Raw genomic sequence first — 14,399 nt, forward strand, 5'->3', positions numbered from 1 at the left:
ATTTCTTGGATTTTGAGAAAATACAGAGAATAAAAATCTGAAAAAATTAGAAAATATCTATTGATAATCTCTGAAAATGGGAATATAACAACCTCGACATCACGGAAACTAAGAAAAATAGATAAGATATTCTTCAAATGTAAGAATGCATGCAAGAAAGAATGTCTGAGAAAAGCAGAACTCAATGCGGAAAACCTGTTTCTGAAAATTCGAGAATACAGTTGGAATTCCGGGATGGGGCTGCCGTGATGATGACATGGCAAATATCCGGATCTTTGCACGAAACTTTATATATGACAGAACAAAAGAAAAAGGAGAAAGAACAATGAGTAAAGAATTAATGAATACTACAGAGATGAAAGAAGTTATTTCAAAAAGAACGGCCTGCATGAAGGTGTTTGAACATGCAGACCACCGTTTTACAGCGGCCATTTACGGCACACCGGTCCACTACATGAAGGACGGCCGCTGGGAAGAGATCGACAACCGCCTGGAAGCGGCAGCTGATAAAGTGCCGGCTGATGCGGATGATATGGAAAATATCTCAGGGGCCTTCAGAGTCCGTCTGTCCAACAAGGTGAAGAAAAAGCAGATGGTTTCACTGGGAGAGGGCAGCAGAAAGCTCACATGGGGTTTTGTGGATGCCAATTCCGTGAAACGCCAGATTTTAAAGGAAACGGAGGAGCAGCAGCCGGATAGTGCCGGTGCGTTAGAGCATACGGCGGACAGTGAAAAGGACCCCACAGCGGCCTATGCCGTCAGACATTTAAAGAGCCGCATCCTTTATCCGGAAGCCTTCCATGGTGTAGATATCCGTTACACCATCGGCCCGGAAAGCCTGAAAGAGGATCTGGTCTTAAAGCAGGCAGACGCCGTGCATGCTTTCACATGGCGCTATGCCCCGGGTGGGTTAAAGGCCAGACAGGAAGGTGCGGATATCGTCTTTGAGGATACAAAGGGAACAAAAGCCTACAGATTGTCTGCACCGTATATGACGAATGCCGCAGGGGAAGTGAGCCACGGCCTGACACTGACCCTGACGGATGACGGCGGTGAGAAGAACAAGGAGGCTTACGTGAGACTGGAAGCGGATGCGGGATGGCTTGCGGCAGAAGAAAGAGCATATCCGGTGGTCATCGACCCGGTGGTGACCACCGATGTGGCCAGGGATAAGATCCAGGACTGCCATGTCTCTTCTTTCTACAATACAGACAATTTTTACAACAGCCATATCCTGAAAACAGGCAGGGTGGACGGTTCCGTCCTCAGAAGCTACCTGAAGTTCACCCTTCCGCAGCTCAACAAAGCTTCTGAGATGGTGACATCCGCCTGGTATGTGGCCATCAGACGCCCGGGCGGTTCAGACCAGCGCCGCATTGATATCCACCGTGTGACAAAGGACTGGAACAGTAAGACTGTCACATGGGACAACAAACCGTCTTACGACCCGAAAGTGGCCGATTATATCGCTTTTTCAGGTTCTGGACTGACAAGACTGGTCTTTGATATCACAGGTGTGGTAAAAGACTGGTATGCGGATGGGAAGAACTACGGCCTGATGATGAAAGAGCATGGGGAGGAAGAAGGTACGTATAACGAATACATTTCATCTGATGACAATCTGGATGATAATGCGGCCACACGTCCCCAGATCATGATCCAGTACGTAAGCTGCGAGGGCCTGGAGGATTTCTGGACGTATCACCAGCATGATATCGGCAGGGCCGGTACAGGCTATGTGAATGATTATAACGGCAGCCAGATCCTGGTGCATCCGACTTATGCCCTTTCCGGCAGCCGTGCGCCTATCAGCCTGAGCCATGTGTTCAACAGCAGTGAACAGGGGGCGGATATCGGTTACGGCAAAGGCTTCCGTCTGAACTACCACCAGACCATGATGGCGAAGAAGATCGGAAGTACAGACTATTACTGCCAGACTGACGGTGACGGTACGAGAAGATATTTTGCCAAGGATACAACAGACAGCAAGTGGAAGGATGAGCTGGATCAGACCCGTATCCTGACACTGGATTCATCCAACAGATATACCGTGACGGATAAGGACGGCGGCAAACAGCACTTTTTAAACGGGCTGCTTGTAAAGGAGGAAGATGCTTCCGGCAACACGCTGTCGATCTTACACAACGCATCGAAGATCGTGAAGCTGACAGACGGCTCCGGCCGTGAAGTCAATCTGGCCTATGGCAGTGACGGCCATCTGTCCAAACTGACGGATGCAGCAGGCAGGGTGACAGCATTTGGTTATACCAACGGTTTCCTGACATCCATCACAGACCCGGACGGTGCCGTGAGCCGCTTTACTTACGACACGGCAGCGGGCAAGGGCATGATGCTGACAGCGGCAGACCCTTACGGCTATAAAGTACAGTACAGCTATGGCAGCCGGGCCCCTTACAGGGTCAGCAAAGTCACGGAATATGCCGGCAGCACAGAGGGACAGAGCCTGACACTGGCTTACGGACACAACCGGACAAGCTTTACAGACAGCAAAGGAAGAAAAGAAGTCTATCTCTTTGACAATGCAGGGCGTACCGTCAGTGTGCGCAATGATGCCGGTTACGGTGCCGCATGGCAGTATCTGGATACGGCAAAGAACAAGAACAAACTGTCCGCAGCCACAGACCTGCGCTATGTATCCCCGCAGTATCTGAGGGGCGTCACGGGCGGTATGGCAGGCTGGACACGTTACAGCAATGCGGATCACGTTGTGGTGGAAGACAGTGCGGCAGGTGAAGCTTATATCGGCACAAAGTGTATCCGCATCCGCAGCACAGCAGCTTCCGGAGACGGTGCAGCGTTCCAGAACCTGACGGTAAAGGCGGGGAAGAAATATGTTTTTTCTGCTTATGTCAGAGCCAGTGTCAGTGAACTGGCGGCAAAAGGGCGTATCTGGCTGCAGATAGAGGATACAGCGAAGAATCTGGCGGTCGTGGCGGATTCAGCCGGCATCACGGCGGGTACGGAGGGCTTTAAGCGCCTGTCAGTGTCCTTTACGGCACCGGATAACGGGACAGGCAATGGCACATCCTCCTTAAGGATCCTTGCCAGGACCCGCAATTTCAAGGGAACTGCATGGTTTGACGGCCTCCAGATGGAAGAAGGGGAGGCAGCGGGACGCCTGAACCTGGTATCCAACAACTGCTTCCAGAATGGCATGACGGACCATACAGCATTACAGTTCGCTGGCGGTGACGGCGTGTTAAAGACCGGTGCGGCGGCACAGGTGCCGACCGTCTTAAAAGGCACTGTCAATGAGGATAAAGTCAACATCCGTGCGGCGGCAGGTACGGCATATCAGGCCCTTGTCATGGCACCGAAGGGCACCAGTGCGACAATTCATGGGGCGGATTATGACAGTGACGGCGCCATCTGGTATGCCATCCGTGCAAAGATTAGCAATAAGATCTATGACGGCTATATGAAAGGCACCTATCTGAACCTGTCCATTTCAGGGGCGGTTGTGACAGTCAGGGGTGTGGTTGCGGCAGACAACCTGAACCTGCGTGCAGGTGCAGGCACCGGCTACAGCGCAAAGACCATGATGGCGGCAGGCACAGCCGTGGGCATCAAAGGTGCGGCAAAGGACAGCAGCGGCACGAAGTGGTATCGCCTGGCCTTTACAAAGAACGGCACACAGTATGATGGCTATGCATCTGCAGATTATGTGGCGGTCATGCGTCCATCTACTTCCCATGCGGCACCGTCTGGTACGCTGAATGTCCGAACAGAACCGAATACCTCCTGTTCTGTGGCTGTCCAGATCGGCAGCAGTGACAAGGTAAATATCGTCAGCCATGCCGGTTTAAAGAACGGAGACCTGTGGTACGGTGTGAAACTGACCAAAGGAGGCAAAGCCTACACCGGTTATGTGCTGTCTGATCTTGTGACGGTTTCATCTACAGATGTTCCTGCAGAGATCCGGATGGGACAGCAGGAAAAAGTACCGGGCGGCAACGGCCCGACAGGGGACAGCGTTTTAAAAATCACAGGGGATGAGAAGAACAACAAGCGCTGCTATCAGCCGCTGGCCATCTCCGGCAAAAAGGGCGACTGCTTCATGGCCTGCGGCTGGGGCTATGCCGACAGCGTGAGCCTGAAAGAGAAGTTCTTTGAAAGCGATCCCCATGCGGGCAACAGCTTAAACAGCAGGAAGAACCGCCATTTCGGCCTCCATATCAACTTCATATCCAGCGATGCCAATGACAGGAATGACATCCACTATGCGGAATTCGGGGCAGACTGCAGTGAGTGGCAGTTCATGAACACCGCTTTTGTGGCGAAACATGATTATGTGCGGGTGGATATCGGCTTCTGTTATGGCAACAACAGCAACAATGCCTACTTTACGGGCCTTGGCCTTTATAAAGAAGAATACGGTACAAGCTTTGCCTATGATGACAAAGGCAACGTGGTGAAGGTGACAGACCAAGCGAAGAAAAACAGCAGCTTTGAGTATGATGCCGCCGGAAACATTGCAAAACTGATTGATATTAAGGGCAATCATTTTGAGTATACGCACGATGATAAACACAGGCTGACAGGCGCAAAGTCTGCAATGAATATGAAATATGCATTTGTATATAACAGTCAGGGCGGAATATCTTCAGCAAAAGTTGTAGATCCATCCAACGCAGCAAAAGCCATTACAGCGACTGCGGAGTATACAAAAGATGGCAGTTACATATCCAAACTTTGTGATGAAGATGGAAACAGTACATCTTATGGCTGGGATACGGCAAAGGGATGGATGACGTCTGTAACAGATGGTGAAGGAAACTGGACAGATTATACCTATGATGCATGCAACAGGGTGACAAAAGTGACATCTTCTGCGGATATCAACGATAAAGAACAGAAGATTTCTGTGGCATATACCTATAAGAATGACCGAATGACGCAGATTGAGCATAACGGTTTTGTATATGAGCTTTTGTATGATGGATTCGGCAAAGAGACAGCGGTGAAGATTGCGGGTACACAGGCTGTGAGCCATACATATGACAGTAAAAACGGACTGCTGCGCAGTACATCTTATGCAAATGGATTTTCAATCCGATATGAGTATGATACCCTGGACCGTCTTCAGAAAATGGAAGCATTAAAGGACGGCAGTGTGATATATACATGCAGACTCATTTATGACAAGCATGGACAGATATGCAGAAGGGAACTGAAAGGCGACAAATCCTGTATCTGGACATATGAATATGATTTGCTTGGCCGTATGGGAAAAGCTGTTTCGAATACCGGCGAAGAACGATTGTATCATTATGATGCGAATGGTAATGTAGACAGTGTGACAACATTGTGTGATGGTAATAAGCAGACAACCGTGTATACATTTGATAAGGATGACAGGGAGACAAAACTGCAGGCGGGCAGTGCGGTTGTGTCAAGAACCTATGATGCTTATGGCCGCAGGTATATCTCAGACAGAAGCAGCGGTGCGTTTAAAACGACTTACAGATATGCTGTTAATGCGGCGGGACAGCCGGTCAACAGAATGGAAGCTGTTGAGAATAATGGCAAAAAGATTCAGTATACCTATGATAATAATGGAAATATCAGAACTATACAGGACGAGGTTGGTGTAACAACTTATCATTATGATGCGCTGCAGCGTCTGATCAGGGAGGACAATGTACGTTTAAACAAAACAATTATTTATACCAGAGATGCAGGCGGCAATGTGACTCAGAAGAAGGTTTATGCCCTTAGTACACAGGAAAAACCGGAAGGTCAGCTTGAACAGACAATGGTATATGCTTACGCAGACGGATGGAAAGACCAGATGACAGCAGTGGATGGACAAGCTGTTGCTTATGACACAGCAGGTAATATGACAGCATACAAAGGCCAGAAATACAGTTGGTGCGGCAATGGTATCCTGACGGATGTGATAAAGGAAGATGGCACTCAGATTCATTATGCGGTCAATGCGGAAGGTGTCCGTATGGAGAAGAAAGTAAATGGTGTAGTTGCAGCCACTTATTTTACTGATGGCAGTCAGATCCTTGGAGAGAAAAATGCTTCAGGTTATCAGTCTTATATTTACAATTCCGGCGGTGAAATAGAAGCCATTTATTATAAAAAGAGTGTCTACTATTATATCAAAAACGGCCAGCAGGACATCATTGGCTTGTGTGATGCATCCGGCCAGTGGGTTGTGGATTACAGCTATGATACATGGGGGAATCTTCTGAAGACAGGCGGCTCCATGGCGTCAACACTTGGTGTGGATAACCCATTCAGATACCGCGGTTACTATTATGACACAGAAACAGGACTGTATTATCTGGAAAGCCGTTATTATAATCCGGAATTGGGTAGAATGATGAGTGCGGATAGCCTGTCAGTGCTGGGCATGAGCAAAACAACACTGAATGACAAGAACCTGTATAACTACTGTGATGGCAATCCGGTCGGAAGAGTGGATGAAAGCGGTAATTTCTGGGCAGGAATGATATTTGGCGGAGTTATTGGCTGTGTGTCAGGACTTATGACAGCAGGTGCAGTTGCTGAGATAGAGGGAAGAAAAGTGACAAAGAAGGAAGCGCTGGTTGCAGGCCTTACTGGTTTGGCATCAGGAGCTGTATCAGGAATAATACCTGGATTAGGGATAATTCGAGGATGGACGGGTGCACAGATTTTTCAGTATACGTGGTTGGGAAACATTGCAGTTTCTGGGGGTGCTGCATTATTTTCCGTAGATGGTTCGGCTAAGGAAAGAGTAAATGCGGCATTAAATGATATGCTAAAGACAGCTGTAACAGGATTGGCTTTTGCACCACCGATTCCTGTATTGGAGTCAAATGGAAACACTATATTAGGAGCAGCCGTAGGTGGAATATATGATATGTCCATTGCAAAAGCAAACAGCAGCAGAAAAAATAATACATCCAGAACATCCTCCTCATCATCTTCAAAGAGTGGATATTCGGGAAGATGGTTAGTCAGTGTGGAACGGAAATATACAGGTTCGGGTCGCTTCTGTTGGGAGATATGTACGAAGTATTATTCGGATGGTTCAATCAGTGTAGAGAGATGGAAATATACGGTTTAATGTACTGGTATATCTTTTCAAAGCGTAAAAGGAGATGGTATAATTAAGAGGCAGCAGAATTGGCTGCTGCCTCAAAAAGATTTGGTCATGCCAGGGGGAAGAAAGTCGTGAAAGAAATAAGAGGCGGTTTGCCGGAGCAATATTCAAATAAGGGATTTTGTTGGTCTTTTATTGGGTTATTTATAGTTTGTGTTTTTTTTGGCATTCTGTTATGCAGGGAAGGAACAGGAATTTGTGAGACTGTTATAGGAATCGGGTTTATGTATTTGGCTGTGTTGTATATTTATTTGAGATTTTCAGTATCATATGTTATAGATGAAACGGGGGTTACAATCACTTATATTAATTTTAAAATATGGACAGTTCATTTCAACTGGGATGAGTACTACGAAGTGGAATTTGGAACAACGAGAAAAAATGAGGCCGGTGTAGATTTTGTCATGTCTTTTAAGAAAAAGAAGAAATGTCTGAGTGATTTTATATTTTCCGGAACGGTAGGATGTGAATGTACAGAAGAGACGTATGCACTGGTGAAAAGCTGGCTGCCGGAGAGTGTAAGGATGCCAAAGGTCAAGTTTTAATTATTTTATTTCCGATGCCTCGTAATTCCTGCGGGGCACCCTTTCACCACGAAAAAGATAAACTGAAAATATATTTTTACGCGGATTCGGTAACAGAAAAAACGTATCCATTGCCGGAAAGGCGGCAGTCAGCCATGATTATGAGGCAAAGAACGGCAACCTCTTAAAGAGCACCTATGCCAATGGCTGGGAAGTTACCTATACCTATGATAACCTTGACCGTGTGACAGAAGTGAAAGCATCAAAAGATGGCACAAGTTATACCATCGGAAGGTATATCTATGACAAACTGGGAAGGGTGGCACGTTTCATCGACGGACAGGTATCCGGAAAATCCTGCACTTACGGCTATGACTTGACAGACAGGCTGTGTGAAGCAGTCTTTGATGACGGTACAGCCTACCGATACACTTATGATGCCAATGACTGCCTGATTAAGGAAGTCCAGACCACACCGGATGGCGTTAGAACCGTGACAAGAGCCTATGATGCGGACAGCCGTGAAACAACTGTTATCTGCGGCAGTGCCAAGGTTGAAAAGACCTTTGACAAGCTGGGCAGACTTTCATCCATCAAGAGGAACGGCGGGAAACATACGACAACGTATACTTATGAGACAACAGCGGATGGCGGACAGACAGGGCGTGTAAAAACCGTGAAAAACGGCAGCGGCACATGGGAGTATGCTTATGATGCCTGGGGCAATGTGTCTAAAGCCACAGAAAACGGCAGTGCAGACAGCCATACTTATACCTATGATGCCCAGGGACAGCTGACCCGTGAATATGACCCGGATAAGAAGCTGTATCTCGGCTATCAGTACGATGCCGGCGGCAACCTGACGGAAGTGCGCAGTTACCCGGCAGGGGCAGAGGGCGGACCGGAAGGAACAGGGACTGTCCTTAAAACTTTTGCCTATGACAGCACATGGAAAGACCAGCTGGCATCGGTTACCATGGAGGGGAAGACAAGGAACTTCACCTATGATGTCAACGGCAACCTGCTCAGTGACGGAAAGTATACCTACAGCTGGACAAAGGGAAGCCTGCTTGAGAAAGTGACAGGTGATGGCCTGGAGGCAGTGTATACCTATGATGCATCGGGTATCCGGACATCCAAGAAAGTAAACGGTATCACAACAGAATACCTGACAGCGGGCGGCAGTGTCCTGTCGGAGAAGAAGAACGGCGTATGGCAGCATTACCTGTATGACGGCAGCGGTCAGCTGATGGCTATCCGTTATAAGGGCGCGGATTACTATTATATCCGTGACGGCTTAATGAGCATCACAGGACTGGTTGACGCCAATGGTGTGGCTGTAGTAAACTATAGATATGACAGTTGGGGTATACTGACCGGCATCACAGGCAGCATGGCAGGGACACTTGGAAAGGATAACCCGTACAGATTTAAGGGGTACTACTATGATGAAGAGACGGGGATGTACTATCTGAAGAGCCGCTATTATCAGCCGGAGATCTGCAGGTTTATCAGTGCGGATAGTTATGATGTATTGACACAGTCTCCGATGGCATTAGTTGATACAAATTTGTATAATTATTGTGATAATAACCCTGTTTATAGGGAAGATGAGAATGGTCAGTTTTGGAACATAGTAATTCCAGCACTGATAGGTGCGGCTGTAGGTACATTTTTGACGTGGGCAGCAACATCTGCAACAGGTCAGGAATATAGAACAAAAGATTATCTGAGTGATTTTGTAGCAGGATTTATTATCAATTTGATTCCGATTAAAAATATATCTAGAGCATTCTATGTAATTTATACAACTGGTAAAGGCATATATGATGGTGAAGAACCAAAGAGTATTGCATTTAATGCAGCGATAGCATGGACGGCTTCTTCATTGAATATTAGTGAAAGACTTAATTTGCCACATAAGACAAATTATGATAAAGTTGCTAATAATGTAATTGATGTAGTGGAAAATGCGGGAAGAGAGTTTGTAGGTGCTATTACAAGTAGAATTTTTAATTCAGGCCCTTCAAAAACTAAAGCGTCAAAATCGGTAAAAAATAGTTTTAAACGTACTTTAATTTCTAATCAGATTATAAGGAAAGGGAAAAAAGTATATAGAAAGAGAGTGTATTATTATCGAGGACGAAAAGAATGGAGAATAGAAAGGATACATTAAAACGTGGATGAGGATAAAATTATAATTATACCTGAAAAATATTATATGCAAATCTATCAAGTGGGTTTTTGGTTTCTTATAATCATGTCTATTATATGTATAGCGTATGGTTTTTTTGCAAATGAAAAAGCATGGTTAACGTATACTATAATAGGGATTGTTGTAGGAGAAGTAATATTGATTCGAGAATGGTTTAGCTTTGGCAGAGTGATAGAGATGGATAAAGAAGGCTGTACCGTCAAATGGCGAAACCGCAGTAAGGAATATCGCTGGAGTGAATTAAAAACAAGAAGGATAGAGAATAATATAAAATCATGTTATACAAATTGCCGCAAATGCGCAGTGATTTCTCCGTATGAAATAAAAAGATTTCGAAAGAAAGATCCAATGAGCTATTTTATAAATATTTTACATTGGAGAGATTGGAGTACTTTTTATGTATATTTAGATAGCGGAAAAATAAATGATGGAAAGAATAGTTATGAAGGCGGAATTAACGAAAGTATATTCAGAGGAAAAATTGCTCAATGGGGAGTAACATTTGATGATGTTAACTTGAAAAAAGTTAAACCATGGGAAGAAATATTATAACCATTCCATTTTATTCTCAATGCCCCGCATTCTTGCGGGGCATCCCCTTACCACAAGAAAAATAAACTGAAAATATACAAATGAAAAATTAAGAGGAAAGGAGATTAACGAAAGATGAGAGATTTAATGTTACAGTTTTCAAATAACATTTTTATAGAAATCCTGATGCTGGCTATCTGCGCGGATACACTGCTGGGGGTTCTTCGGGCCATCAAGTTTCGACAGTTCAACAGTTCTGTGGGTATCGATGGAGCTATCAGAAAGGTGGCCATGGTTGTCAGTGTAGGGATTTTGATGCTGGCGGATTTACTGATTCATGTGAATCTTCTGGCTTTTATACCTGAGGAATATGTGCATGATCTGGGTGTTCAGAAACTGGGGATGTGCGAATTCTTCTGTCTGCTGTTTACAGCCTGTGAATGTTTATCCGTATTGAAAAACATGGTTCTGTGCGGCCTGCCGGTGCCGAAGAAGGTCGAAAGCTGGATGAGAGATTTTCTTGCCAATATGACATCAGAGCTGCCAATGGACAATGGTATAAGTGATAAGATATATGAAGCAGGCGAGGCGAACACCAATGAAGCGAATACTAATAATAGTGTGCTGAATAAAATGAAGGCAGGAGGTGGAGAAAATGTCAGAAAATAAAAAGCTGTTAGTCGTCATTGACCCGGGACATACGGGGAATACCTATAATGCCGGAGCCGTGAAAGGTTATTATGAAAGCAAGGCTGTTTATGATTTGAGTCTTTATGAAAAGACAGCCCTGGAAAAGAGAGGGATTGATGTTATCCTGACAAGAGAACGGAATCAGGACCCGGGGCTTTATGAACGCGGACAGATGGCAGTGAAAAAGGGGAACGGATATGCCAATGTTTTGTTTGAGAGCAACCATACGGATGCATTCAATGGAAAAGTCTGCGGTGTGACGGTGGTTCGTTCGGCACATCTTCCGGGATCAGAAAAACTGGCAGAGAAAATGATCGATGCCATTGTCAAAGTCATGAAGCCATCCACAGGCATTACTTATAACAGGGGAGTCGTGACAAAGACCCAGAGCAACGGCGCAGACTGGTATGGGGTTATCCGTGGGGCAGTATCTGGAGCAGCTTCACAGGGACAGGCGAAAAATGGCCCGGTTCGTTATGATTATATAGTTGAGCATGGTTTTCATGATAATCCCAAGGAATGTCTTTTCCTGTCGAAACAGGAGAATTTAAAGGCTATAGCGGAGGCCAAGGCAGCTGCAATAGCAGAGTATTTTGGTATTGGGAATAAAAGCCAGCCAGCAAATCAAAGCGGGCAGAGCAGTCAGAATAACCGAAATAATAACAGTCATCAGACAAATCAAAATACTTCGACAGATAGTATGACATTAAATAAAAAGACAGCATATCTGGTCAGAGTTTCTGTTGACGATCTGAACATCCGGCAGGCACCCACGATTCATTCAAAGGCTGTGGGATTTACAGGCAAGGGGGTATTTACCATTACAGAAGAAGCAACGGGAATTGTCAATGCAGCCGGAGAGAAAAGCCAATGGGGAAAACTGAAATCAGGGCAGGGGTGGATATGCCTTGATTATGCCGAGAAAGTGGCTTGAAAAGTTTGAAAAGAGTTTTAACCGGTTCAAGATAAAGGAATGAGATGCTATAATGAAAGTACTGTGATAAATTATAGTTGTAACAGTAGTAGCTGGTAAGAGATATACTAATGATTATAAGGGATGATTGAACAAAAGGGGCGTCCGCTTTACGATTTTTTAATCGTTAAAGCGACGCCTTATTTACGCGAGCAACGAGCCAGGGTTCGTGCTTGCACGAGACTTTGGCGTTGCTAAGCGCCAGTGGCGCTTGTTTAGCAACGACCGAAACGGAGTGTAGAGGCCGCGATAACTTGAGAAACTCGCGGAGCGTGTTTCTCATAGTTTGATATACATGGGCCGCACGCTTTGGGGTTATTGGTGCATCCCTTTTTTTAGTTTAGCGGGCTGCAAAAGATTCGCAGTCGGTGCCCTCTTTTGTCTTAGGGGAACATTCGCAGGCGCCGATGCTGACACAGTTTAAGGTACAGTATTCCACATTACCTGCATGATGTTTACAATCATGAACGCCACATTTAATTGAATTGTTTACTTCCATTTTGATAATCTCCTTTCAATTGCGAAAAAACTGAGTCCGTTCAACATGTAATCGTGAGAAATATTTTTCACTTGATACTGTGAACGGAAAAGCTAACATATTGACGGGTGACAGCATTAGTTTGCACCGAAATTTATGAAATATGTATAAAAGACTATTTTTTTTCAAAAAATTTGTTATACTGATAATATACGTTCAAAATAAGAGAAGACAGGAGGGATCTTTATGCAGCATGAGGTAACGGATGTTCAGAAGTTGTTGGATAAGCAGGGATATGTTGTGACACCCGGTTGGGCAAGACGACCGGTCTGGCAGTATAATCGCGAGAATATTGCAGCCCCTTCTTTTCGCATTAAGGAATGGGATTATTATCTTGCGGGCAATGAACATTATGCCGTTGCATTTACCCTGTCGGATCTGGGATATGCGGGATTAATTAGTGTTTCTTTGATTGATCTTGTGGAACGAAAGGAACATACTGAGACCATATTGACGGCAATGCCTATGGGACGATTGGGACTGGGGAGGACATCGGATGATGGCAATGCGGATTTCAGAAATGGTCGGATTCATCTTCGTTATACGGTGAAGCCGCATAGAAGAAGAATTCAGTGTGTTTTCCGTGATTTTCAGGATGGTAAGACATTGAAGGCGGATCTTCTGATGAAGCAGCCGGAGATGGACAGCATCTGTATTGCTACGCCGTGGAAGGAGAAGCCGAAGGCTTTTTATTACAATCAGAAGGTGAATTGTATGCCGGTCAAGGGCAAAGTGAACTTTGACGGGCGCGATTATATTTTTGATGGGAGAAAAGATATGGCTGTCCTTGACTGGGGACGCGGTGTATGGACTTATGACAACATCTGGCGTTGGGGAACCTGCAGCACAAGGCTGAATGGCGTACCTTTTGGATTTAATCTTGGCTATGGATTCAGTGACCGGAGCAGTGCCTCAGAGAATGTAATTTTCTATGACGGCCGTGCCCATAAGCTTCAGGAGGTTGTCTTTATGATCGGACAGGATGATGAAGGCAATTTCAATTATATGGATCCCTGGACGATTTCATCCAGTGATGGTCGCTTTGAGGGGATTTTTGAGCCGATTCTGGATAGAAATGCGAAGATTGATATGAAGGTGATCGTCAGTGATCAGCATCAGGTGTTTGGACATCTGACAGGGACAGCTGTTCTGGATAATGGAACAGAGCTGAAGATGCGGGATGTTATCGCCGCGATAGAGGTTGTTCATAATCGCTATTAAGACATTTAAGAGACATGTTGTCTGATGGAGGAGAGGGACTGTCGGATAACGGGGTGACAGAAGCAGTTGTTGGCGGAACTGCGGTAATTAGGAGGGATTTACATGAGAGGAGCAGTAGAACTTAGGACAGATGGATGTACAGATCTGCAGTTAGATAGCAGCAAGCATTACATTGTGACCAAATGGTACGGTAGCAGTCTGGCGATTTTTGAAGAAGCCGCTTTTCAGAAATATCTCAGGAGACTGGATACGGATTTCAAGGATAATGGTCATGGACAGAGTGTGATCCGCTATTTTCTGTCAGCGGCCGTTACCATGATGACAGAAGAATCAGATGGATGGCGTATTCCACCGGAGCTTCTGACGTGCATTGAGAAAGACGGGGAAAGGCTGGAATACTGGGAATGTGAGATCAACAGCAGTTATCAGGACAGTTTGCCTGTTTTTGTAGTGGCAGCATCCGGGAATATGGATAGTGCCATTGAGATGACGAAGGAGCGTCATGCCGCATAAACGGCTTATCCGGTGAATATTATTATGTAACTGTTCAGAGCCAAGTAAAATTTCAAAAAACTTCATAAATAAGC

Annotated in this window: 9 protein-coding genes; 8 read left to right on the forward strand and 1 reads right to left on the reverse strand. The window is 45.5% G+C overall.

From position 1 onward, the window contains the following. The first annotated feature begins 325 nt into the window (after positions 1–325). The 6 genes from HED67_RS12310 to HED67_RS12335 all read left to right on the forward strand — a co-directional run bounded on the left by HED67_RS12310 (position 326) and on the right by HED67_RS12335 (position 12,014). A complete protein-coding gene (locus HED67_RS12310) occupies positions 326–7,084 on the forward strand; it encodes a DNRLRE domain-containing protein (protein ID WP_221718478.1) in 6,759 nt (2,252 codons plus the stop codon). Between the two features lie 260 nt (positions 7,085–7,344). Continuing rightward, the gene (locus HED67_RS12315) at positions 7,345–7,665 is read left to right on the forward strand and encodes a hypothetical protein (protein ID WP_208728509.1); all 321 of its coding nucleotides are present in this window, start codon (positions 7,345–7,347) and stop codon (positions 7,663–7,665) included. Positions 7,666–7,888: 223 nt separating this feature from the next. Continuing rightward, positions 7,889–9,820: an RHS repeat domain-containing protein gene (locus HED67_RS17430; protein ID WP_221718479.1), complete on the forward strand. Its 1,932-nt coding sequence runs from the start codon at positions 7,889–7,891 to the stop codon at positions 9,818–9,820. A 3-nt stretch (positions 9,821–9,823) separates the two neighbouring features. Further along, positions 9,824–10,411 (forward strand): hypothetical protein, encoded by a 588-nt coding sequence (locus HED67_RS12325; RefSeq protein WP_117539726.1) that lies wholly within the window; start codon positions 9,824–9,826, stop codon positions 10,409–10,411. Between the two features lie 114 nt (positions 10,412–10,525). Continuing rightward, the gene (locus HED67_RS12330) at positions 10,526–11,059 is read left to right on the forward strand and encodes a phage holin family protein (RefSeq protein WP_221718480.1); all 534 of its coding nucleotides are present in this window, start codon (positions 10,526–10,528) and stop codon (positions 11,057–11,059) included. Next, positions 11,046–12,014: an N-acetylmuramoyl-L-alanine amidase family protein gene (locus tag HED67_RS12335; protein WP_221718481.1), complete on the forward strand. Its 969-nt coding sequence runs from the start codon at positions 11,046–11,048 to the stop codon at positions 12,012–12,014. Before HED67_RS12330 ends, HED67_RS12335 begins: the two co-directional genes overlap by 14 nt. A 379-nt stretch (positions 12,015–12,393) precedes the next feature. Here the strand turns inward: HED67_RS12335 and HED67_RS12340 are convergent, their stop codons facing one another. Then, positions 12,394–12,552: a DUF1540 domain-containing protein gene (locus HED67_RS12340; protein WP_015513053.1), complete on the reverse strand. Its 159-nt coding sequence runs from the start codon at positions 12,550–12,552 to the stop codon at positions 12,394–12,396. A 225-nt stretch (positions 12,553–12,777) separates the two neighbouring features. Here HED67_RS12340 and HED67_RS12345 point away from each other — a divergent pair, with 225 nt between their 5' ends. Further along, a complete protein-coding gene (locus tag HED67_RS12345; protein ID WP_221718482.1) occupies positions 12,778–13,812 on the forward strand; it encodes a DUF2804 domain-containing protein in 1,035 nt (344 codons plus the stop codon). Between the two features lie 102 nt (positions 13,813–13,914). After that, entirely contained in the window at positions 13,915–14,325 is a 411-nt protein-coding gene (locus HED67_RS12350; RefSeq protein WP_221718483.1) for a hypothetical protein, read from the forward strand. The last annotated feature ends 74 nt before the right edge of the window (positions 14,326–14,399 follow it).

The sequence above is a fragment of the Pseudocoprococcus catus genome, from assembly GCF_019734885.1.
Classification (GTDB): Bacteria; Bacillota; Clostridia; order Lachnospirales; family Lachnospiraceae; genus Coprococcus_A; species Coprococcus_A catus.